Source organism: Amycolatopsis pretoriensis (assembly GCF_900107925.1).
GTDB classification, from domain to species: Bacteria; Actinomycetota; Actinomycetes; order Mycobacteriales; family Pseudonocardiaceae; genus Amycolatopsis; species Amycolatopsis pretoriensis.
The window spans coordinates 316,083-338,052 of the sequence record NZ_FNUJ01000010.1 but is presented as its reverse complement, the minus strand read 5'-3'; the positions used below and the strand labels follow the sequence as shown (position 1 = coordinate 338,052).

The 21,970-nt window shown below is 71.3% G+C and carries 22 protein-coding genes; 16 read left to right on the top strand and 6 right to left on the bottom strand.

Annotated features, from left to right (window positions below):
- The first annotated feature begins 1 nt into the window (after window position 1).
- Window positions 2–535: a TetR/AcrR family transcriptional regulator gene (locus BLV96_RS38940; protein WP_244180809.1), complete on the top strand. Its 534-nt coding sequence runs from the start codon at window positions 2–4 to the stop codon at window positions 533–535.
- Window positions 536–786: 251 nt separating this feature from the next.
- On the opposite strand, the gene BLV96_RS38935 is transcribed toward BLV96_RS38940, so the two are convergent.
- From BLV96_RS38935 to BLV96_RS38920, 4 genes are all read right to left on the bottom strand, one after another.
- Entirely contained in the window at window positions 787–1,551 is a 765-nt protein-coding gene (locus tag BLV96_RS38935) for an ABC transporter permease (protein ID WP_091390196.1), read from the bottom strand.
- Window positions 1,548–2,465 carry an ATP-binding cassette domain-containing protein gene (locus BLV96_RS38930; RefSeq protein WP_086680984.1) on the bottom strand — a complete coding sequence of 306 codons (918 nt, stop codon included), beginning with the start codon at window positions 2,463–2,465 and terminating at the stop codon, window positions 1,548–1,550. Before BLV96_RS38930 ends, BLV96_RS38935 begins: the two co-directional genes overlap by 4 nt.
- A 70-nt stretch (window positions 2,466–2,535) precedes the next feature.
- Window positions 2,536–5,334 (bottom strand): ATP-dependent helicase C-terminal domain-containing protein, encoded by a 2,799-nt coding sequence (locus BLV96_RS38925; protein WP_086680982.1) that lies wholly within the window; start codon window positions 5,332–5,334, stop codon window positions 2,536–2,538.
- On the bottom strand, window positions 5,331–6,161 hold the full coding sequence (locus BLV96_RS38920) for a glutamate ABC transporter substrate-binding protein (RefSeq protein WP_086680980.1): 831 nt from the start codon (window positions 6,159–6,161) through the stop codon (window positions 5,331–5,333). The genes BLV96_RS38925 and BLV96_RS38920 overlap by 4 nt, the downstream gene beginning before the upstream one ends.
- 88 nt (window positions 6,162–6,249) lie before the next feature.
- Between BLV96_RS38920 and BLV96_RS38915 the strand changes: the two genes are divergently transcribed.
- From BLV96_RS38915 to BLV96_RS38890, 6 genes are all read left to right on the top strand, one after another.
- Window positions 6,250–6,756 (top strand): MauE/DoxX family redox-associated membrane protein, encoded by a 507-nt coding sequence (locus BLV96_RS38915; RefSeq protein ID WP_086680978.1) that lies wholly within the window; start codon window positions 6,250–6,252, stop codon window positions 6,754–6,756.
- Window positions 6,757–6,828: 72 nt separating this feature from the next.
- The gene (locus BLV96_RS38910; RefSeq protein ID WP_086680976.1) at window positions 6,829–7,566 is read left to right on the top strand and encodes a DsbA family protein; all 738 of its coding nucleotides are present in this window, start codon (window positions 6,829–6,831) and stop codon (window positions 7,564–7,566) included.
- 110 nt (window positions 7,567–7,676) lie between these two features.
- Window positions 7,677–8,024: a hypothetical protein gene (locus BLV96_RS38905; protein WP_086680975.1), complete on the top strand. Its 348-nt coding sequence runs from the start codon at window positions 7,677–7,679 to the stop codon at window positions 8,022–8,024.
- Window positions 8,021–9,151, top strand: a complete 1,131-nt coding sequence (locus BLV96_RS38900; RefSeq protein ID WP_091390194.1) for a C40 family peptidase — start codon at window positions 8,021–8,023, stop codon at window positions 9,149–9,151. The genes BLV96_RS38905 and BLV96_RS38900 overlap by 4 nt, the downstream gene beginning before the upstream one ends.
- 3 nt (window positions 9,152–9,154) lie before the next feature.
- Entirely contained in the window at window positions 9,155–9,535 is a 381-nt protein-coding gene (locus BLV96_RS38895; RefSeq protein WP_086683232.1) for a hypothetical protein, read from the top strand.
- 6 nt (window positions 9,536–9,541) lie between these two features.
- The gene (locus BLV96_RS38890; protein ID WP_086683230.1) at window positions 9,542–10,039 is read left to right on the top strand and encodes a YbaB/EbfC family nucleoid-associated protein; all 498 of its coding nucleotides are present in this window, start codon (window positions 9,542–9,544) and stop codon (window positions 10,037–10,039) included.
- On the opposite strand, the gene BLV96_RS38885 is transcribed toward BLV96_RS38890, so the two are convergent.
- Window positions 10,036–11,178, bottom strand: coding sequence for a 4-hydroxybenzoate 3-monooxygenase (locus BLV96_RS38885; RefSeq protein WP_086683227.1), 1,143 nt, complete (start codon window positions 11,176–11,178; stop codon window positions 10,036–10,038). The genes BLV96_RS38890 and BLV96_RS38885 overlap by 4 nt on opposite strands.
- Window positions 11,179–11,250: 72 nt before the next feature.
- Complete coding sequence (locus BLV96_RS38880; protein ID WP_086683224.1) at window positions 11,251–12,018, bottom strand: helix-turn-helix domain-containing protein; 768 nt, start codon at window positions 12,016–12,018, stop codon at window positions 11,251–11,253.
- A gap of 156 nt (window positions 12,019–12,174) precedes the next feature.
- Here BLV96_RS38880 and BLV96_RS38875 point away from each other — a divergent pair, with 156 nt between their 5' ends.
- The 9 genes from BLV96_RS38875 (at window position 12,175) to BLV96_RS38835 (ending at window position 21,969) form a co-directional block, all read left to right on the top strand.
- Window positions 12,175–14,001 (top strand): glycoside hydrolase family 3 protein, encoded by a 1,827-nt coding sequence (locus BLV96_RS38875; protein WP_086683221.1) that lies wholly within the window; start codon window positions 12,175–12,177, stop codon window positions 13,999–14,001.
- Window positions 14,002–14,030: 29 nt separating this feature from the next.
- Complete coding sequence (locus BLV96_RS38870; protein ID WP_086683218.1) at window positions 14,031–15,302, top strand: RICIN domain-containing protein; 1,272 nt, start codon at window positions 14,031–14,033, stop codon at window positions 15,300–15,302.
- Between the two features lie 70 nt (window positions 15,303–15,372).
- Window positions 15,373–16,680 carry a glycoside hydrolase family 1 protein gene (locus tag BLV96_RS38865; protein ID WP_341866138.1) on the top strand — a complete coding sequence of 436 codons (1,308 nt, stop codon included), beginning with the start codon at window positions 15,373–15,375 and terminating at the stop codon, window positions 16,678–16,680.
- Window positions 16,681–16,794: 114 nt separating this feature from the next.
- On the top strand, window positions 16,795–17,979 hold the full coding sequence (locus BLV96_RS38860) for a lipid-transfer protein (protein ID WP_086681293.1): 1,185 nt from the start codon (window positions 16,795–16,797) through the stop codon (window positions 17,977–17,979).
- 8 nt (window positions 17,980–17,987) lie between these two features.
- Window positions 17,988–18,419 carry a type II toxin-antitoxin system Rv0910 family toxin gene (locus tag BLV96_RS38855; RefSeq protein ID WP_086681295.1) on the top strand — a complete coding sequence of 144 codons (432 nt, stop codon included), beginning with the start codon at window positions 17,988–17,990 and terminating at the stop codon, window positions 18,417–18,419.
- The gene (locus tag BLV96_RS38850) at window positions 18,416–19,231 is read left to right on the top strand and encodes a MaoC/PaaZ C-terminal domain-containing protein (RefSeq protein WP_086681297.1); all 816 of its coding nucleotides are present in this window, start codon (window positions 18,416–18,418) and stop codon (window positions 19,229–19,231) included. Before BLV96_RS38855 ends, BLV96_RS38850 begins: the two co-directional genes overlap by 4 nt.
- Complete coding sequence (locus BLV96_RS38845) at window positions 19,231–20,067, top strand: SDR family oxidoreductase (RefSeq protein ID WP_086681298.1); 837 nt, start codon at window positions 19,231–19,233, stop codon at window positions 20,065–20,067. The genes BLV96_RS38850 and BLV96_RS38845 overlap by 1 nt, the downstream gene beginning before the upstream one ends.
- A 91-nt stretch (window positions 20,068–20,158) precedes the next feature.
- The gene (locus BLV96_RS38840) at window positions 20,159–20,851 is read left to right on the top strand and encodes an SMODS-associated NUDIX domain-containing protein (protein ID WP_086681300.1); all 693 of its coding nucleotides are present in this window, start codon (window positions 20,159–20,161) and stop codon (window positions 20,849–20,851) included.
- Entirely contained in the window at window positions 20,848–21,969 is a 1,122-nt protein-coding gene (locus BLV96_RS38835) for a hypothetical protein (RefSeq protein ID WP_086681302.1), read from the top strand. Before BLV96_RS38840 ends, BLV96_RS38835 begins: the two co-directional genes overlap by 4 nt.
- The last annotated feature ends 1 nt before the right edge of the window (window position 21,970 follow it).

The following is a 21,970-nucleotide window of genomic DNA, read 5'->3' as shown; positions in this document are numbered from 1 at the left end:
CGTGGACCGTATTTCGGTGATCGGCGACGCGGCGATCGAGGTGATCGCGGCCTCGGGACTGCGCGGCTTGACGCACCGGGCGGTCGACCGGGCTGCGGGACTGCCGCTCGGCTCGACGTCGTACTACGCACGCACGCGGGCGGCCCTGCTGGAGCTGACGATGGCGCGGATCGTGGTGCTGGACCGGGTTCCGCCGCGGCCCGGGGGACTGGCGGAGTCGATCGCGGGGTACGTGTCCGACGCGCTGGGGCCGGGACGGACCCGGATGCTGGCGCGGTACGAGCTGGCACTCGAGGCGACTCGGCGGCCCGAGCTGCGAGCGCAGTACGACTCGGGGGGCGCGACCATCCGGCGGCTGGCCGCGGAGGTGCTGGCGGCGGCGGGGTCGGCGGAGCCGGACCGGCATGCGGCGCTGGTGGTCGATTGGATGGACGGGACGATTTTCGGGGTCCTGGCGGGGGCTTCGGCTCCGCCTTCGCGGGCGGCGCTGGTGACGAGTGCGCGGGAGGTCCTGCGGGGGATCGGCGTGGGTTGAGCCTGGTTGTCCACAGGGCTTTGCCGATGTGGACAACCAGGCCCCTGGCGCGCGGTTTCGCGGTGTTTTGTCGGGCGCCCCGGATACGCTGGAAGCGGGGGCAGCCCCCAGGGAGGGCGGGCTGCAGGCGGGGCGGGCGCAGACTGGGCAGGCGCAGGCAGGCAGGGCGGGCTGCAGGCAGGGCGGGCGCAGGCTGGGCAAGTAGTGCGGGCGCAGGCAGGCGGCGCGGGCGCAGGCACCCGCGCCGGACCTCAGGCGTCTCGGCGGCGCAGCACTCCCGCGCCCACCGCCAACGCGGCGGCCGCCCAGGCCGCGCAGATCAGCAAGCCCACCCATGGTGCGTACGGGGCGACCGCCTGCGTGATCGGGTTCGGCTGTCCCGACTCCACCATCGCGTTCACCCCCGCGATCCCCGGGAAGTACGGCACCAGCTCGCCCAACCCCAGTGAACCCACGATCAGCGGCAGCGGCAGCAGCAGCACGATCACCGACACCAACGTCCCCGCCGCGCTGCGCAGTGCCCAGCCGATGCCCGTGCACAACACCCCCAGCAACGCGAAGTATCCGCCCATCCCGATCGCCGTCGTGAAGGCCGCCGGGACGCTTGTCGGCAGGCCGTGGCCGTCCTTCAGCAGGCCCGCGAGACCCATTGCCAGACATGACAAGACGACTCCGGCGACGAACAGCACCGGTACGAGCACCGCCGCCTTCGCGAGCGCCACCCGGGCGCGGACCGGCGTCCACAGCAGCGTCGAGCGGATCCCGCCGCCCGCGTATTCGCTCGTCACGAACAGCGTCGCCAGTGCGATCACCGCGAACTGCGCCAAGTAGAAGCCGGCGCCCAGGGCTATCGTGCTCGCCGCCTCGGGGTCGTTGCCGTAGCGCTGGGCCACTCCGGACAGCGCGCTGTAGCCCAGCATCAGCGCCGCTCCCGTGATCAATGACCACCACGTCGCCCGGACCGACCAGAACTTCGTCCACTCCGATGCCACCGTGCGGGCCTGCAGAACCGTCATGCCGATACCCCGTACTCCACCGAAGAAGCCGTCAACTCCATGTACGCCTGCTCGAGCGACGCCGTCCGTTCGGCGAGGCCGTGCAGGCGGATCCCCAGTTCGTGCGCCACGTCGCCGATGCGCGTGACGTCGACGCCGTCGACCACCAGCTCGTCCGGTGACGACCCGGGGTGCGTCAGGCCCCCTTCGGCGCGCAGCCGGGCGTCGAGGGCCGCGCGGTCCGGATCGGCCGGGATGCGGACCGACACCGTCGTGCGGGAATTGCCCGCGATGAACTCCGCGACCGGCGCGTCGGCCAGCAGCTTTCCCTTGCCGATCACGATCAGGTGGTCGGCCGTCAGCTGCATTTCGCTCATCAGGTGGCTGGAGACGAACACCGTCCGCCCCTCGGCGGCCAGCGACCGCATCAGCTGGCGGACCCAGCGGACGCCGTCCGGGTCGAGGCCGTTGACCGGCTCGTCGAACAGCAGCGTGCCCGGGTCGCCGAGCAGCGCGCCCGCGATGCCGAGCCGCTGGCCCATGCCGAGCGAGAACTGCCCGGCCCGCTTGCCCGCGACGTCCGAAAGGCCGACCGTCGCCAGCACCTCCTCGACGCGGCTCGTCGGGATCCCGTTGCTCTGCGCCATGGCCGTGAGGTGCCTGCCGGCGCTGCGCCCGGGGTGCAGCGCCTTCGCGTCGAGCAGCGCACCGACCTCGCGCAGCGGGTTGCGCAGCTCGGCGTACCGCTTGCCGCCGACCAGGACCTCGCCTTCCTGCGGGTGGTCGAGCCCGACGGTCATCCGCATGGTCGTCGACTTGCCGGCGCCGTTGGGGCCGAGGAAGCCGGTCACCTGACCCGCCGCGACGTCGCAGGTCAGCGCGTCGACGACGGTCTTCTCCCCGTAGCGTTTCGTCAGACCTCTGAGTGTGATCATGTGTCGGAGTCTGCGGGCCGCGGGGGTGCGCGGGCATCGGCCGACGGTCGTGCCCGGCCCCCGACTTTCGTCAGGTCCGGCGGCGGGTGTGCCGGGTCGGGACGGCGGTCGCCGGGTCCTCGGGCCACGGGTGCTTCGGATAGCGGCCGCGCAGGTCGGCGCGCACCGCCGGGTAGCCGGTGGTCCAGAACGACCCGAGGTCCGCGGTGATCGCGGCCGGGCGGCCGGCGGGGGAGAGCAGGTGCAGGACGACCGGGACGCCGGCGACGGTCGGGGTTTCGGTCCAGCCGAACGTTTCCTGCAGCTTGACGGCCAGGACCGGCTGGTCGCCGTGGTAGTCGACGCGGATGTGCGAGCCGGACGGGACTTCGAGCCGGTCCGGGGCGAGTTCGTCCAGTTTGGACGCTGCCGGCCACGGCAGGAGGGCTTTGAGCGCGGTGCCCGCGTTGAGGTTCGCGAGATCGGCCTTGCGGCGGGCGCCCGAGAGATCGAGCCACTTGTCCACATCGGACAATAGGGTCGTGTCGTCGACCGCGGGCCACGGGTCGCCGACCACGCGGTGGAGGAAGGCCATGCGCTCGCGGAGCCTCGTCGCCTCTTGGCTCCACTTGAGAAGGCCGAGGCCGTTCTCACGGAGGCCGGCGACGAGGGCGTCGTGGACGTTCGCGTCGCGGAGGGGGCGTTCGGACAGCGTGATGGCGCCGAGCTTGCGGACCCGGCGGGCGACGACATCGCCGTCCCAGGTGACTTCATCCACTTCGGACACTTCGCCGACGCGGGTGGCGAGCTTTTCGTCGGCGGCCGCGGCGAGGCGGATGGTGCCGTGGACGCGGCCGGGATCGCGGGTGGCTTCGGCGACGGCCAGCCACTCGGAGTCGAGGCCGCTGCCGGGCGGAAGTTCGGCCGCGGTGCCGCCGGCCATGAGGTAGACGGGGGCGGTCCCGGGCCGCCGCCGCGCGAGCCGCTCAGGATGCGCGAGCGCGACGACGAGGGCGGGATCGGGCCGGGCTCCGGCGCTTGCGGCGGCCGCGCCGGGCTGTGCCCGCCCGGCGCTCGCGCTTCCGCTTCGGCGCGCGGGATCGGCTTCGGCGCTCCCGCTGGGCCGGCCGAGCTGTGCCCGCTCGGCGGCGGTGCTTGCGGTAGGACTGCCGGGCTGTGCCTGCCCGGCGCTGGCGCTTCCGCTTCGGCGCGCGGGATCGGCTTCGGCGCTCCCGCTGGGCCGGCCGAGCTGTGCCCGCTCGGCGGCGGTGCTTGCGGTAGGGCTGCCGGGCTGTGCCCGCTCGGCGCCGGTGGTTGCGGTAGGGCTGGCGGGCTGCGTCCGCTCGGCGCTGGTGCTTGCGGTAGGGCTGGCGGGCTGTGTCCGCTCGGCGGCGGTGCTTGCGGCAGGGCTGCCGGGCTGTGCCCGCTCGGCGCTGGCCGAGCGGTCCGCCTTGCCGCCGGACACCAAGCCTTCGAGCCGCCGAGCCTCGCGCTTCCACCTCCGCGCCGGCTCGTCGCTCGCCGAGCGCAGCCTCCGCAACTCCGCGTCCACGTCCGTCAGCGTCGCTCCCGCGTCCAGCAGCGCCACCACCTCCGCCGCCGCGCGGGCGCCGACCTTCGATGCGCCGTCCAGCAACGCCCGTGCCAGCCGCGGGTGCAGCCCCAGCTCCGCCATCCGGCGCCCGCGCGCGGTCACCGCACCATCCGCGGTCGCGCCCAGCGTCTCCAGCAACGCCCGGCCCGCCGCCAATGCTCCCTCGCCCGGCGGGTCCCACCAGGCCAGGCCGCTCCCGTCCGGCGTCGACCAGCACGCCAGCTCCAACGCCAGCCGCGCCAGCTCGGCCGTCCGGATCTCCGGCTCCGGGTACGCCGGCAGCAACGCCTGCTCGTTCTCCGCCCAGCAGCGGTACGCCCGTCCCGGCCCCTCGCGGCCCGCGCGGCCCGAGCGCTGCGTCGCCACCGCCGACGAGACCCGCACCGTCGCCAAGCCCGGCAGGCCGCGCCGGTGGTCCACCCGCGGCACCCGCGCCAAGCCGGAGTCCACCACCGCGCGCACGCCCGGCACCGTCAAGCTCGACTCCGCCACCGCCGTCGCCAGCACCACGCGCCGCCGGTCGCGTGGGCGCAGCGCGTCGTCCTGGTGGGCCGCCGACAGCCGGCCGTGCAGCGGCAACACGTCCACATCGGACACCGACAGCAACCGTGACGTCCGCGCGATTTCGCCCGCGCCCGGCAAAAACGCGAGCACGTCACCGTCCCCCGAGGACAGTGCCGTCCGCACCGCACGCGCGACGCACGCCTCGATGCGCTCACCCCGCGCGGGCGGGACGTACGAGAACGAAACCGGGTACGTCGGCGCGGTCGCCGTCACCACCGGAGCTTCACCCAGAAGTGTGGCCAGCCGGCCCGAGGCCACCGTCGCCGACGTCGCCAGCAGCCGCAGGTCGTCGCGCAGCCCCGCGCGGACGTCCAGGAGCAGCGCCAGCAGCAGGTCCGCGTCCAGGTGCCGCTCGTGGCACTCGTCCAGCAGGACCGTCGACACCCCGGGCAGCTCCGGGTCGCCCTGGACGCGCCGCACCAGCAGCCCCGACGTCACGACCTCGACGCGCGTCCGGGCCGACACCTTCCGGTCGCCGCGCACGGCGTACCCGACCGTCTCGCCGACCGGCTCGCCCAGGATCTTGGCCATCCGCGCCGCCGCGGCCCGCGCGGCCAGGCGCCGCGGCTCGGCGACCACGACCCGGCCGGACCCGGAAGACGCCAGCGCCAGCGGGACCAGCGTCGTCTTCCCCGTCCCCGGCGGCGCGACGAGCACGGCGGTGCCGTGGTCGTCGAGCGCCGAAAGGACGTCGGGCAGGACCGCGCGCACGGGCAGGTCGGGCAGCTTCACTTCTCGGTGACCTCGGGGGGAGCCGGCAGCTGGTACCCGGACGGCCCGATGTTCGCGTTGAGCGAGCGCAGCCATTCGCCGGAGGAGATCATCTTGCGGATCGCGTCGTCGACCGCGTTCACGCCCTGGGTGTCGCCCTTGCGCAGGCCGACGCCGTAGCTCTCCTTCGAGAACGGCTTCCCGACGACCTTCAGCAGCTCCGGGTCGCGTGTGACGTAACCCGCGAGGATCACCCCATCGGTGGTCATCGCGTCGATCTGGCCGGCGAGCAGCGCCGTCACGCAGTCCGGGTAGCGCGGGTACTCGACCAGCTGCACCGCCTGCGCGAACCGGTCGCGCACCTGCTCCGCGGGCGTCGAGCCGGTGACCGAGCACAGCCGCCGCCCGTTGAGCGTCTCCGGGCCGGTGATGTCCGGGGACGTGCGCCGCACCAGCAGGTCCTGCCCGGTCGTGAAGTACGGCCCGGCGAACGACACCAGCTGCTTGCGCTTGTCGGTGATCGAATAGGTCGCGACGACCAGGTCGACCGCGCCGGAGGTGAGGTCCGTTTCGCGCGTCGCCGACGTCGTCTCGCGCCACGTGATGTCCTTCGCGGCGACACCCAGTTCCGAGGCGACGAAAGTCGCGACGTCGACGTCGAACCCGACGAACCGGCCGTCCACGGTGCGCTCGGAAAGCCCCGGCGCGTCGAACCGGATGCCGATGGTCAGGTGATCCGTGGCACTGGCGCGGGCCACCAGCGAGTCGGTCGGCGAAACCTTCCCCGGCCCGCACGCCGCCGCCGTGACCAGCAGCAACGCCGAAGCGACGAGCGTGCGCCACCGCATTCCGCCGCTCCCTCCACCGCTGCCGTGCCCTTACGGAGTTCTCAGGTCCTCCCGTTAGCCTAAGTGCGTGGTGCGACCGTCCCAACCCGTGCTGGACGCCGTCGGCACGCTCGCCCGGCTCGGGCTGGCGGCCGTCTGGCTCGTTTCCGGTGCGCTGAAGCTGGCGGATCCGGGGCAGACGCTGATCGCCGTGAAGGCGTACCAGGTGCTGCCGGACGCACTCGCCAACGTGGTGGCCATCGCGCTGCCGCTCGTCGAGCTCGTGCTCGGGCTGTTCCTGCTCGCCGGCCTCGCGACCCGCTGGGTCGCCGGCGCCGCGCTGGTGCTGCTCGTCGTGCTCATCGCCGGCATCGCCCAGTCGTGGGCGCGTGGCCTGAGCATCGACTGCGGGTGCTTCGGCGGCGGCGGCCAGGTGGCGGCGGGGCAGACCGAGTACCCGCAGGAGATCCTCCGCGACTCCGGCTTCGCGCTGCTGGCCGTCTGGCTGCTGGCGCGGCCGCGCACGCTGCTGTCACTCGACGGGTGGCTCGCGCGAGGTCGCGGGAACTCTGACGAACCCGAGCCCGACTACTCGGGTATCGCGGAAGGGAACTGATACACAGTGGGTGGAGCTGAGCGGACCGCTCGGAAGCGTCGTCAGGCCGCACAGGCCGGGGGAGCGAAGGCGGTGGCCCAGGCCAGGGGCGCGTCGACCGACAAGCGGAAGTGGATCATCGGGATCGCCGCCGTGGTCGTCGTGGCCGCGCTGGTGATCGGCGGCGTGATCTGGACGATCTCGGACAAGAACAAGACCGAGGGCCAGACCATCGCGGCCGGGGGCACGTCGCTCACCGGCGACGTCACGCAGAAGCGTGACGGCGTCGTCGTCACGGTCGGCAAGGCGGGCGCGAAGGCGTCGATCGACGTCTACGCCGACTTCCTCTGCCCGATCTGCGGCCAGTTCGAGAAGACCTACAAGGCCGACGTCGAAAAGGCGATCAACGACGGCAAGCTGCAGGTGCGCTACCACATGGTGCCGCTGCTCAACGACCGCTCGGACCCGCCCGGCTACTCGCTCGACTCGGCGAACGCGGCGCTGGCCGCGGCCGACGCCGGCAAGTTCCTGCAGTTCCACGACTCGCTGTTCGCGAACCAGCCCGAAGAGGGCAAGCGCGGCTACGACAAGGCGCAGCTGATCAAGCTCGGCCAGGACGTCGGGATCACCGACCCCGCGTTCGCCCAGACGGTCAACGCGGGCACGTACGAGCAGCAGCTCAACACGGCGTTCCAGCAGATCGAGACCGACCCGAAGCTGGCGCAGGACTTCGGTAACGGGCAGAGCGGCTTCGGCACGCCGACGGTCACCGCGAACGGCGCGATCGTCAGCTGGCAGGACCCGGGCTGGCTCGCGAAGGTCACCGGCTGAGTCCGGGCAATTCGCCCACCCGGGTACCGACCGTCGACTAGGCTCAGTCCCGCAACAGGGGAACCGGGGGTCGCGCGCGTACGTCGCACCTCCGGTGACAGGGAGGGCCAGTGGACGGTTCGCATCAGGGGTTTCACGTCGATGAGGGCGCATACGCGCGGTACGCGCGCGAAGTCGACCCGCTCGGCGACGACGTCAAAGGCGCGGCCGACAAGCACGTCGGCCCGCACGTGACGCTCGGTGGCCACGGCTTCTCCGAGATGGGCGGCGAGTCCGGCTTCTCCGGCGCCTACAGCGGCCGGATGCGCGCGCTGCAGGAGCGGATGCACCGCGTCGGCGGCGGCTGGCGGCAGGTCGGCGAGGCCGCGCGGCAGACCGACCGCAACTACACGGCGGTCGAGGCCGACCACGGCGACGTCGTCCGCAGGCTCGGCACCGACCTCGGGGACCGCGCGTGACCGAGCACCACACCGACCAGCTCGTCCGGCACAGCCTGGAGCCCACCAACCAGTTCGCGCTGAAACTGCGCCACGACCCCGTCGCGATCAGCGGCGCGCGGGACGCGCACCACGCGCTGCAGACGTCGGTGGGGCAAACCCGCGACCACGCGTCCGACCAGCGCGTCAACCTCACTTCGGCCAGCTCCGGCTCGACGACCGACCGCGCCACCGCGACGTCGAAGAGCCTCGAGCAGGAGGTCCAGGACCTCCTCGACGAGAGCGCCGAGATCGAAAAGGCCGTCGCCGAGGCGGCCGAGACGCTGAACCTGGGCGAGATCAAGAACGACCAGGTCCGCGACCAGATCATCAAGGAGATCTCGGCGTCGATGAAGGCGCTGGCGGCGGTGAAGTCGATCCAGCCGCCGGAGAGCCGCGCCGCCGCGTCGCGCGACATCCTGATGAAGCTGCAGACGAAGATCAGCCAGCTCACCGGGCAGGCCGCGACCTTCAGCGAGCAGACCATCAACCAGCTCACCGACATCGGCACCAAGCTCGGCGGCGGCGAGCAGTCGACGTCGACGTCCAGCGCGTCCTCGACGAAGGTGGGCTCGTCCTTCAACAGCAACAGCGGCTACTCCGGGGGCGGCGACTCCGGCGGCGGAGGCGGTGGGGGAGGCGGCGGCGGCGGTGGTGGCGGCGCCGTCCACAAGCCGCGGCTGCCGGTCGCGATCCCGCCGCAGCCCGGCAGCGGCGTCGCGATCAACCTGCCCGGCGGCAAGCAGGTCATGGCGCCGAACGAGACCGCCGCCAAGGCCGTGCGCAACGCGCTTTCGCAGCTCGGCGTGCCCTACGTCTGGGGCGGCACCGCCCGCGGCGTCGGCCTCGACTGCAGCGGGCTGACCATGACGTCCTACCAGGACGCGGGGCTGCAGCTGCCGCGGACGGCCGCGCAGCAGACGGTCGGGGCCGAGGTGCCCTCGATCGACCAGCTGCTGCCCGGTGACCTGGTCGTCTGGTCCGGGCACGTGGCGATGGTGATCGGCGACGGCCAGATGGTCGAGGCCGGCGACCCGGTGCAGATCAGCAAGATCCGCACCACCAACGCGGGACAGTCGTTCATCGGTTTCTACCGGCCGACGGGGTGAGTCGTGGCTGAATTCGACGTGGACCTGGCTTCTTCGCGGATCGCCGAGCAAGCCGAACGCGTGGAGGCCGACGTCTCGGCCCGGCTCGAGCGGTCGGGTCCGGTGGTGGGCAAGGCGGCTTCGCCGGACAGCACCATCGAAGTCCAGGTGGCGCCCGGCGGGCTGCTGACCGGCGTGACGATCCACCGGTCCGCGCTGCGGCACGGGTCGGCGGTGCTGGCCGACCAGATCCTCGAGCTGGCCCAGCGCGCAACCCGCCGCGCGGGCGACAAGATGTACCACGCGCTGGCGCCGGTGGTGGACGCGTCGCAGCTGGAAGTCCTGGGTTACGAACCGATCCCGGACGACGACCCCGACGCCGACACCTACTCGTACGGAAGGTGAGCGCCGGTGATCTCGACGCGTGACCTGATTTCCCAGGCCCGGGCTCGGGAGGAAGCCATGTCCAAAGTGGACGAGCTGCTCGCGTCCGCCACCGGCACCGCCCACGACCTCGACGGTCAGGTGGAGGCGACGGTCGACGGACGCGGCAAGCTCCTGCGGCTGTGGCTGGCGCCGTCGGCGGTGAACCTGGGCGAGCGGCTGGGGCCGCTGGTCGTGGAGATCGCCCAGGCGGCCATGCGCGAGGCGACCCAGGACGGCTACAACAAAGTGGCGTTGCTGCTGGGCGAAGACATGACGTACCTGATCGAGCGGATGACCGGGATGCCGGCCCCGGCCCGCGCCGAGGACGACGACCCGGGCATGACGGTCGAGGAGTTCCAGCGGCTGCGGGCCGAACGGCTGGGTGCCGCGCCTTCGGAAGCGCCCGAACCGGTGACGAGCGCGGAGGACGAAGACGCCTACTGGGAGTCCTTCGACCCCGCGTCGCTGCGCTCGGACCGCTAGCTCACCCCGGCCATGAACTCGCCGAAGAGGCGGCTCGCGGCGGGTGAGGTGAACTGGCGTTCCAGCTCCGCGCGGGCCGTCCGCTTGCGGAACTCCCCGGCGTGGGCCGGGTCTCCGGCGTCGTGCATGAGGTCGGTGATCCACGACGCGAAGGCCTGGTAGTTCCAGACGTGGCTCAGGCACATCTCGGAATAGCCGTCGAGCAGGCTCGGGTCGTCCTCCTTGACGTGCCGGAGGACGCCGCGCGCGAAGACCTCGGTGTCGAACAGCGCGAGGTGGATTCCCTTGGCGCTCATCGGCGGGACGATGTGCGCCGCGTCCCCGAGCAGGTACAGCTTGCCGTGGTGCATCGGGCTGTGGACGACGTTCCGCAGTGGTACCAGCCGCTTGTCGGCGATCCGGCCGGGCGTGACCGGCCGGCCGAACCGGGCGGCCAGCTCGCTCCAGACGCGGTCGTCCGGCCACTGCTCGAGACCGTCGCCGAGGGCGCACTGGAGATAGACGCGGCTCGCGTGCGGGCCGCGGGGGATCATCCCCGCCAGGCCGCGGGTGTGGATCGCCATGCCCGACGGGTTCGCGGGTACCTCGGCCAGGACGCTGAGCCAGGCGTAGCCGTACTCGCGCGAGTACCGGGTGAGGACGCCGGCGGGGATGGCGGTCCGGCTGACGCCGCGGTCGCCGTCGCACCCGGCGATGAAGTCGGCGGTGACGACGTGGTCCGCGTACCGCACGACGGGCTGTTCGAGGTTTTCGACGGTGACGTCCTCGGCTTCGAAGCGGAGATCGCCGCCGGCGCGCAGGAAGACGTCCGTGAGGTTCCGGACGAGGACCTGCTGGGGCAGGAAGACGCTGTCGTTGTCGTCGTCGCCGAGTTCGATGGGCAGTTCCTCGCCGTCGAGGAAGAAACCGCTCTCGACGTCGGTCGGGGCGTCGCTCGCCAGCACCTCTTCGAGCCCCCACTCGCGGAACATGCGTACGCCGCGGCTGTCGATGGTGCCGGCCCGTTGCCGCTGTTCGACGTGCGCGCGGCTGTGCTTTTCGAGGACGACGCAGCCGATTCCGTTGCGCAGCAGGATGTTCCCGAGGGTGAGCCCGGCGACCCCGGCCCCGATGACGACGACGGTGGTGTGTTCGGTCATGACTCCACTGTGGACCCGGCGCCGGCCGCCACCAACCGGTGAAGCGACACCGGATACCGGAAACCCGCCAAGTCAGCGCTGGTCCAGCCCGGCCTGGTAGCGGCCCGGCGTCTGGCCGACGACGTCGGTGAAGGCGTCGATGAAGCTCGACGGGTTGGACCACCCGCACGCCATCGCCGTGTCGAGGACCGAGCGGCCTTCGGTCAGGTGGACCAGGGCGTGGTGGACGCGCAGGATGGTGCGCCAGCGCAGGAAACCCATGCCGAGCTCGGCCTGGAAGAGGCGGCTGAGGGTGCGTTCGCTCGCCCCGGCCACCCGGCCCAGTTCGGCCAGCGTCTCGGCGCGCGCGGGGTCGGCGTGGAGGAGGGCGGTGACGGCGCGCAGCCGGTCGTCGCGGGGTTCGGGCAGGTGCAGGGACCGCTCGGGTGGCCCGGCGAGCTCGTCGACGACGACCGCGCGCAGCCGCCGGTGGGCGCCGGGACGGCTTTCGCGCGGGTCGGTCAGCGTCAGGAGGGCCTCGCGCAGGAGCGGGCTGACCGCGAACACGCCGGGGTGGGCCAGGAGCTCACCGCACGACTCGGCCGGGATGACGACGAGCCGGAAGTCGGTCCGGCCGTAGCAGCGGTGCGAGTGGTCGAACCCGGGCGGCGTCCAGGTGACGCGGTTGGCCGGCGCGACCCAGGTCCCGAGCGCGGTGGTCGTGGCGAACCCGCCGGCGGCCGCGTACACCAGCTGGCCGTCATCGTGGCGGTGGGTGCCGAGGTGGAAGCCGTGCGGCAGCCAGCCTTTCCCTTCCGGAGTGGTTCCCGGGGGCGGGGTGAGGTGGCGGGTTTCCGGCATCGGCCGCCAGTATACCGGCGAATCACGTCAGTTCGAGGCCGGAACCCGCGGTCCCGCTGAGCGGAAACCGAGTTCGGTCAGAGGTCTGGACCAACGCCAAAAGCTTGTGTCTTAATTCAAGGCGTGAATTTCGGTCTCTCGACGAGGAGGACCCGGATGGGTCTCGGACGCAGACTGGGCATCGGCGCGCTGGCCGTGGGGGTGCTGCTCGCTTCCGGAACCCCGGCCCTCGCCGGGAACGGCCCGGCCTACAAGGATTCCCGGCGGCCGGTCAAGGTGCGCGTCGCCGACCTGATGTCGCGGATGACCCTCGACGACAAGCTCGGCCAGATGATGCAGGCCGAACGGCTGGGCGTGAAATCGCCTCAAGACGTCACCGCCGGACGGCTCGGTTCGCTGCTCTCCGGCGGCAGCTCGCAGCCGACCCCGAACACGCCCGTCACCTGGGCCGACATGTACGACGGCTTCCAGAAGGCCGCCCTCGCCACGCCGCTCGGCATCCCGCTGATCTACGGCGTCGACGCCGTTCACGGGCACAACGGCCTCTACGGCGCGACCGTCTTCCCACACAACATCGGCCTCGGCGCGACGCGGGATCCGTGGCTCGTCGAAAAGATCGGCCGCGCCACCGCGGAGGAGGTTTCCGGCACCGGCATCGACTGGGACTTCGCGCCGTGTGTGTGCGTCGCCCGCAACGACCGCTGGGGCCGCACCTACGAGTCCTTTGGCGAGGTCCCGCAGCTGGCCACCGAGATGACGTCGATCATCACCGGCCTGCAGGGCCGCCGGCTGGACCAGCCGGGCTCGGTCCTGGCCACCGCCAAGCACTACGTCGGCGACGGCGGCACGACCGGCGGCGTCAACGAGGGCAACACCGAGATCAGCGAGCACGAGCTGCGCGCGATCCACCTGCCGCCGTTCAAGGCCGCCGTCCAGCGCGGGGTCGGCTCGGTGATGGTCAGCTACAGCAGCTGGAACAGCGTGAAGCTGCACGCGAACTCCTACCTGATCAACGACGTCCTCAAGAAGGAGCTCGGCTTCCAGGGCATCGTCGTCTCCGACTACAACGGCGTCGACAAGATCGACGGCAAGACCGGGTTCACCCCCGAAGAGGTCGAGGCGTCGATCAACGCGGGCATCGACATGGTCATGGTGCCCTTCGAGTGGCAGAAGTTCATCGACACCCTGCGCACACTGGTGCAGGACGGTCGCGTGCCGATGTCCCGGATCGACGACGCGAACAAGCGGATCCTGACGAAGAAGTTCGAACTCGGCCTCTTCGAGCACCCGCTGACCGATCGCCGGTTCATGAACACCATCGGCAGCAAGCCGCACCGCGACCTCGCGCGCCAGGCCGTCCGCGAATCCCAGGTGCTGCTGAAGAACGACAACCACGTGCTGCCGCTGTCCAAGCGGGACAAGGTCTTCGTGGCCGGCAAGAGCGCGGACGACATCGGCAACCAGTCGGGCGGCTGGACCGTCGGCTGGCAGGGCACCAGCGGCCCGGTCATCCCCGGCACGACCATCCTGCAGGGCATCGAAAGCAGCTCGTCGAAGGTCACCTACGCCAAGGACGGCACCGGGATCGACTCCAGCTACGACGTCGCCGTCGCGGTCGTGGGGGAGACGCCGTACGCGGAAGGCAAGGGCGACCGTCCACAAGGGATGGGGCTGGACGCGACCGACCTCGCCACGCTGCAGAAGCTGAAGGACTCCGGCGTGCCGACGGTGGTCGTGCTCGTGTCCGGCCGGCCGCTGGACATCGCCGCGCAGCTGCCGGACTGGGCCGGGCTCGTCGAGTCGTGGCTGCCGGGCAGTGAAGGCCAGGGCGTCGCCGATGTCCTCTTCGGCGCCTACAACCCGACCGGAAAGCTGCCGGTGACGTGGATGCGCAGCGCGGACCAGCAGCCCATCAACGCCGGCGACGGCAAGCCCGCGCTGTTCCCCTACGGCTACGGCCTGCACTACCCGCGCCACTGGTGATCCCCGTCCCCCACCGGAAGGAACATCGCATGCCCCGCCGTCACCTGGTCAGAATCCTGGCCTTCTTCGCCGCCTGTCTGGGCTTGAGCCTCGGCGCCCCGGCCGTGCAGGCCGCGACGCCGTTCAAGGTGCTCGCGTTCTACAGCGGCACCTACGACGCCGCGCACATCAGCTTCGAGAAGGAGGCCAACGTCTGGTTCCCGCAGCAGGCGGCGGCCAACGGCTTCACCTACTCCTCGACGACCGACTGGAACCGGCTGACCAGCCTGACCAAGTCCACCGCCGACGTCGTCATGTTCCTGGACGACCAGCCGCAGTCGGCGGCGCAGTTCCAGGGCTTCCAGAACTACATGCAGAACGGCGGCGGGTTCTTCGGCTTCCACGTCACGGCGTACAACGACAGCTCGACGCCGTCGTACGCCAACTGGTTCCACAACGACTTCCTCGGCACCGGCCGGTTCACGTCGAACACGTGGGGCCCGACGCCGGAGACGCTGAAGATCGAGAACCGCACGCACCCCTCGACGGTGAACCTGCCGGCGACGATCAAGTCCTCGACGTCCGAGTGGTACGCCTGGCAGAACGACCTGCGCCAGAACGGCAACATCACCATCCTGGCGTCGATGGACCAGTCCACCTTCCCGATCGGCACCGACCCGAACCAGACCTGGTACAGCGGCTACTACCCGATCGCGTGGACGAACAAGAACTACAAGATGCTCTACGCCAACTTCGGCCACAACGCGATGAACTACGACACGAACACCGCGCTGTCGTCGACGTTCGAGAGCGCCGACCAGAACCGGTTCGTGCTCGACGGCCTGAAGTGGCTCGGCGGCGGTGGCACGACCACCCCGCCGCCGGACGGCACGATCGACCCGTCGGCCTGGTACGCCGTGTCGAACAGGGCGTCGGGCAAGTGCGTCGACGCCCGTAGCGCGGCGAGCGCCAACGGCACCGTGATCCAGCAGTACACCTGCAACGGCACCACGGCGCAGCAGTACCAGTTCGCCGCGACCAGCGGCGGCTACGACCGGATCAACAACCGGACGAACCCCGCCCAGGTCATCGACGTGACCGGCGTTTCCACGGCCGACAACGCCGGCCTGCAGCTGTGGGCGTACGGCGGCGGGACCAACCAGCAGTGGCAGCCGGTCTCGGAAGGCAGCGGTTACTACCACTTCGTCGCCCGCCACAGCGGCAAGTGCCTGACCGTGCCGGGAGGTTCCACCGCGGACAGCGTCCAGCTGGTCCAGGCGGCTTGCAACGGCAGCGCCGCTCAGTCGTTCAAGGTCGCCTAGCGGGGGATGCGCCACGGCGCCCCCTCAGCTAACATGAATGACCTTCACGTTGGCTGAGGAGGGTGCCGTGGTGCGCCGGAACCGAGCGATCGTCGTCGTCCTGGCCCTGCTCGCGGGCCTGCTCGCGGGAGTGAGTCCCGCGATCGCGTCACCGGCGTTCTTCTGGGGCGTCGCCACGTCCGGGTACCAGTCGGAGGGCTCGGCGCCCGACAGCAACTGGCGCCGCTACGAACAGGCGAAGACCTCGTCGATCAAGGAGCCCTACCGCGAGGCCGTCGACTTCCGGCACCGCTACCCCGAAGACATCGAGCGCGCGAAGCAGCTCGGCGTCAACGTCTTCCGCTTCAGCGTCGAGTGGGCGCGCATCGAACCCCGCCCCGGCCAGGTGGATCAGACCGAGCTCGCCTACTACGACGACGTCGTCCGGCGCGTCGTCGCCGCGGGGATGCGGCCGATGATCACCCTCGACCACTGGGTGTACCCGGGCTGGGTCGCCGACCAGGGCGGCTGGGACTCCGACCGCACGGTCGACGCCTGGCTGGCCAACGCCCGCCGCGTCGTCGAGCGGTACAAGGGGCTCGGCGCGCTGTGGATCACGATCAACGAGCCGACCGTCTACCTGCAGAACGAGACCACCAACGGCGGGCTGGCCGGCTGGAAGCTGCCGTGGGCGCAGACGCGGCTGGTGAACGTGCACCGGGCGGCCTACGACCTGATCCACTCCCTGGACCCCGGTGCGCTGGTGTCCAGCAACACGGCCTACATCCCGGCGGCGCAAGGCATCCTGGACGCGTCGTTCCTCGACCGGGTGCGCGACAAGCTCGACTTCGCCGGCGTCGACTACTACTACGGCGCGAGCCTCGACAACCTCAGCGCCGTCCACGCGGCGAACGGCGAGTTCTGGAAGGTGACACCGCAGCCGGACGGGATCTACTACGCGCTGCGGTACTACGCGCGGAAGTTCCCGAACCTGCCGCTGTACGTCGTCGAGAACGGGATGCCGACCGACAACGGGGCCGCGCGGCCCGACGGCTACACGCGTTCGGACCACCTGCGCGACCACATCTACTGGGTGCAGCGCGCGAAGGCCGACGGCATGAACGTCATCGGCTACAACTACTGGAGCCTCACCGACAACTACGAGTGGGGCAGCTACCAGCCGCGGTTCGGACTGTACACAGTGGACGCCGCTACCGACCCGACTTTGACGCGGCGGCCGACCGACGCCGTCGCGGCGTACCGGGACCTGATCGCCGGCCACGGCGTCCCGGGCGGGTACACGCCGGTGCGGCCGCCGGGCTTCTGCTCGGTCGTCGACGGGCTCGGCAGCTGCCTCGACCCGGCCCGCTACCCGGGCCCGGTCGCCCCCCTGGGCTGACCCCACGCGGCACTTTCACGTGAAAGTGCCGCTTTGTGCCGCAAAGCGGAGCTTTCACGTGAAAGCTCCGTCCCGTGGGGTTGATAAATACATGCCGGTCTGTATGTTTGTTGCATGGCGAACAGGGTGTACGTCGTCGGCGTCGGGATGACGAAGTTCGAGAAGCCCGGGCGGCGCGAGGACTGGGACTACCCGCGGATGGCCCGCGAGGCCGGGACCAGCGCGCTCGAGGACGCGGGGCTCGGCTACGACGCCGTCCAGCAGGCGTACGTCGGCTACGTCTACGGCGAGTCGACGTCCGGGCAGCGCGCCGTCTACGAGCTGGGGATGACCGGGATCCCCGTGGTCAACGTCAACAACAACTGCGCCACCGGCTCGACCGCGCTGTACCTGGCGGCGGAGGCGATCCGCGGCGGCCGCGCGGACTGCGTGCTGGCGCTGGGCTTCGAGAAGATGAAGCCGGGCTCGCTCGCGTCGACCTACGACGACCGCGAACAGCCGCTGGGCAACCACCTCCAGGCGCTCGCGGAGATCTCCGAGGTGCTGTTCCCGCCCGCGCCGTGGATGTTCGGCGCGGCCGGCCGGGAGCATATGCAGAAGTACGGGACCACGGCCGAGCACTTCGCGAAGATCGGCGAGAAGAACCACCGGCACTCGGCGAACAACCCGTACGCGCAGTTCCAGGACGTCTACTCCCTCGACGACATCCTGGCGTCACGGATGATCTACGACCCGCTCACCAAGCTGCAGTGTTCGCCGACGTCGGACGGCTCCGGCGCGGTACTGCTCGCCAGTGAGTCCTTTGTGGACGTCAACGGGCTGGCCGAGCGGGCCGTCGAGATCGTCGGCCAGGCCATGACCACGGACTTCCGCAGCACCTTCGACGGCAGCGCGAAGAACATCGTCGGCTACGACATGACCCGCCAGGCCGCGCTGCGCGTGTACGAGGAGGCCGGGCTCGGGCCGGCCGACTTCCAGGTCGTCGAACTGCACGACTGCTTCTCCGCCAACGAGCTGCTGACCTACGAAGCACTGGGCCTCTGCGCAGAGGGCGAAGGCGGGCACTTGATCGACGCCGGCGACACGACGTACGGCGGCCGGTGGGTCGTCAACCCGTCCGGCGGGCTCATCTCCAAGGGGCACCCGCTCGGCGCGACCGGGCTCGCCCAGTGCGCCGAACTCACCTGGCAGCTGCGCGGTGACGCGAATGCGCGCCAGGTCCCGGACGTGCGGGCCGCGTTGCAGCACAACATCGGACTCGGTGGCGCCGCCGTCGTCACCGCCTACCAGCGAGCTTAGGAGACACCGTGGGCCAGATCAGCGCGTCCGTCGAACTGCCCGCCGCGCCGGGCAAGGTGTGGGCGGAGTTCAGCAACCCCAACAACTTCGAAAAGTGGCTGACCATCCACACCAAGTGGAAGGGCGACGTCCCGGCGGAGTTCTCGCAGGGCTCGCAGGTGTCCGAGGTCGTCACGATGCTCGGGATGGCGAACACGATCACCTGGACCGTGGACACCTACGACGCTCCCCATCGCCTGGTGATTTCGGGGACCGGGATGGCCGGGGTGAAGATCCGGTTCTCACTGTCGGTCGCGGCGGCCGGGGCCGGTTCGGCGGCGACCATCGAAGCCGAGTTCACCGGCGCGATGATCGTCGGCGCGCTGGGCAAGGCCGTCGAGAAGGACGGGAAGAAGAACCTCGACGAGTCGCTCGAGAAGTTCAAGGCGCTGGTCGCGTGAAGTTCGACCCGGCCGGGCTGGGCAAGTGGACCGAGCCGGTCTCGTTCGACGTCACGCGCTCGCGGTTGGCCGAGTACGCGGCGGCGACCAACGACCCGATCCCCGCGCACCGCGCCGGGGACGTCGCCAGTCCGGTGTTCGCGATCGTCCCGGTGTTCCAGTCGCTGCTGGAACCGGCCCTCGAAGTGGTGCCGCCGTCGCTGTTCGGGCGCGTTCTCCACGGTGAGCAGGACTTCCGGTTCCACCGCCCGATCCGGCCCGGTGATGCTCTCGTGTCGCGCGCCAAGATGACCGGCTACGAGGGACTGCCCAAGGGGACGCGGGCGACGGTCTACCTCGAGTGCCGTGCGTCCGATGGTGAGCTGGTCAACGAGCAGTACGTGACGTTCTTCGTGCGCGGCTTCGACGCCGGCTCGAAGATTGGTGAGCTGGGGCCAGCGCACCGCTCTTCGCATTCCGGTGCGCCGGTCGCGAAGGTCGACCAGCACGTCGACGACGACCAGACGTTCCGCTACGGCCCGGCCGCCGGCGACCCGATGCCGATCCACCTCGACGAGGAGGTCGCGCGCGCCGCGGGTCTGCCGGGGATCATCGCGCACGGGCTGTGCACGATGGCGTTCACGTCGTGGGCCGTGCTGACCTCGGTGGCCCCCGCGGGCCGGCTGCGTCGCCTGGCCGTCCGGTTCGCCGCGCCGGTGCTACCCGGGCAGGACCTGTCGACGTCGATCTGGGCGGCGGGACCTTCTTCGTACGCCTTCGAAACCAAAGTGGGAGACACCGTCGTGATCAAAGACGGATTGGCGGAGCTGTGATGGGTGCACTCGAGGGGCGCGTCGCGCTGATCACCGGCGCGGGCCGGGGAATCGGGCGGGAGCACGCGCTGTTGTTCGCCCGCGAGGGTGCTTCGGTGGTCGTCAACGACATCGAGCCGGATCCCGAGGTGGTCTCGGAGATCCGCGCGTCCGGTGGGTCGGCGGTGTCGAACACGTCGGACGTGGCGTCGTGGGCGGGCGCGGCGGAGCTGGTCGACCAGGCGGTGTCCGAGTTCGGCCGGCTGGACGTGGTGGTGAACAACGCGGGCATCCTGCGGGACAGCTTCGTCGCGGGCCTCACCGAGCGGCAGTGGGACGAGGTGATCGCGGTCCACCTGAAGGGGCACGCGGCGGTCCTCCACCACGCGGCGGCGTACTGGAAGTCGTCGGCCAAGGCGGGTTCCGCCCCGGCCGCGTCGGTGATCAACACGGCCTCGGCGTCGGGGACGACGTTGCCGAACCCGGGCCAGCTCAACTACGGCGCGGCGAAGGCCGGGATCGCGGCGATGACGCTGGTGGCGGCGGCGGAGCTGGAGCGCTACGGGGTGCGGGTCAACGCGATCGCCCCGATCGCCCGCACCCGGCTGACGTTGGCGACCCCGGGAATGGGGGCGATCTTCGCCGCCGAGGTCCCACCGGGCGAGTTCGACGCGTTCTCCCCGGCGAACATCTCACCGTTGGTGGCGTACTTGGCGTCCGCGAAGTGTCCGTTGACGGGCAAGGTGTTCGCGGTCCAGGGCGGCGCGATCTCGGAACTGGCGGGCTGGCACGACGTGAAGGTGATCGAAACCGAAGGCCCGTGGCAGATCGACGACATCGCGGCGCGGCTGCCGTGAGGGCGGTGGGAGCCTCCTAGCCGGACGCATGGTGACGAAGGCCGCACGGCTGTGTCATCGTGGAGCGGGACGGGGACGGAGGGAGCTTGCCGTGACGTTCTCGGCGGGGTTCAGGACCGGGAAGCGGCGGCACTTGGTGCGCGTTTCGTGCAGCGTCCTCCTCCGGCTGGCCGACGACGATCGCTACGTGCTGTTCGACTCGCCCAAACGGCCCGGCGCGTACGGCCCGCCCGGCGGAGTCATCAAGATCCACCCGCCGGCCGCCGGTCTGCTCGAGTCCTGGGGGTTCCAGCCCGAACGCACCACCGTCGGTGCGGAAAAGATGAGGGCCGACCTCCGCGGGACATTGCCGGCCGGTGCGCTGCGCCCGTTCCAGGCCTGGTTCGCCACGAACTCCTACCGGGAGACCGCCGGCGAGTGCCTGCTGCGGGAGCTGCGGGAAGAACTGTCCGAAGTCGGTCTCGGTGCGCTCGAACCCCTCACCCGGTCGCTGGTCTTCAGCCCGGTCCGGACCGTGCGGGAGGGGCCTGCCCCGGTGCCGGGAAAGCCCTACCTGCAGGTGCGGAACTTCGAGGTGTACGACTTGGCGCTGCTGAGCCCCGATGCCTTGCGGCTTCGCCGCGAATTGGTCGACGCCGGCCACGACGAGAGCCGCCCGGGCGCGATCTGCGCCAACTTCGGCGACATCGCCCACGGCCGCCTCCGGGCGGCCCTGATCGCGCCGCACAGCGCGTTCCTCGCCGGTCCGGAGCGGCTCGCCGCGGATCTCCCGCCGGTCCGGTGACCGCCGGCGAACCCGTCGCGACGGAGCTGACCGGGCTCGGCGGCCGGCTCGGCGAAGCCCGGCTCGGCCCGCTCCACGCCGGTCCCGCCGCCGGCAGCGCGTTCGAGCCACCGCCGGGAGCCGCCGGCTTGGAGCTGCGTACGCGGTTCACTCTCGAGCGGGCCGACCACGGCGCGCCGTTCGTGGCGGCGCACCTGGTCGTGGGCTTCGACGATCCCCGCGTCCGGGTGTGTGAAGCGGCCGGCGAAGCCCCCGGCCTGCCGATGGCGATCAGCGAGCTGCCCGGCGGCTGCGGCTGGTTGCTCGGCGACCCCCTCGGCGACGTGCCGATCCCGTTGGGCGGTGAGGCACGAGCGGTGCTGTGCGCGCCGCCGGAACTCACCGTGGTGTCCGGGTTCGTCCGGCTGGACGTCACCGTGCTGGTGGGCCGCGGACGGCCTCGCCGCGCGCACGGTGGAAGCCCGCCCGTGCGGTTCGAGGTGCCGCCACCGGAGGGCTGGGCCCTGGACGCACGTCCCGCGCCGGCCGAGCCGGTGCGTACCCGGTCGCCTGCGGTCCGGCTGTGCGTGGCCGTGGACACCGAGTCCTACAGCAGGTTCAGCACCGGCGAAGCGGCCCGCTCCCAGCAGCGGCTCGTCGACGTCCTCGCGCGGGCCCGCCGGCACGCGGGCCTGCGGGAGGCGGACGTCGACCTGCAGCAGTCCGGCGACGGCCAGTTCGCGATCCTGCCGGCCGGAGTCGACGAGTCGGCCGTGATCCCCCGGCTCGTCTCGGCCATCCGGACCGAGCTCGCCGCGACCAATGCCGACCTCAACGCGCACGCCCGGCTGCGGCTGCGGGTCGCCCTGCACCGGGGGCACGTCGCCGCCGGCGTCAACGGCTGGGTCGGCAGCGCGACCATCGCCGTGCACCGGCTGCTGGACAGCGCGCCCGTGCGCGCCGCGCTCGCGCGCGAGCACGACGCGGACTTCGCGCTGATCGTGTCCGACGTCCTCTACACCGACATCATCACCGACGGGTACGGCTCGCTCGACCCCGCGGACTTCGCGCCGGCCGAGGTCCGGTTGCCGGAGAAGAACTTCGCCGAAAGCGCCTGGGTCTACGTGCCGAAGAGCTGAG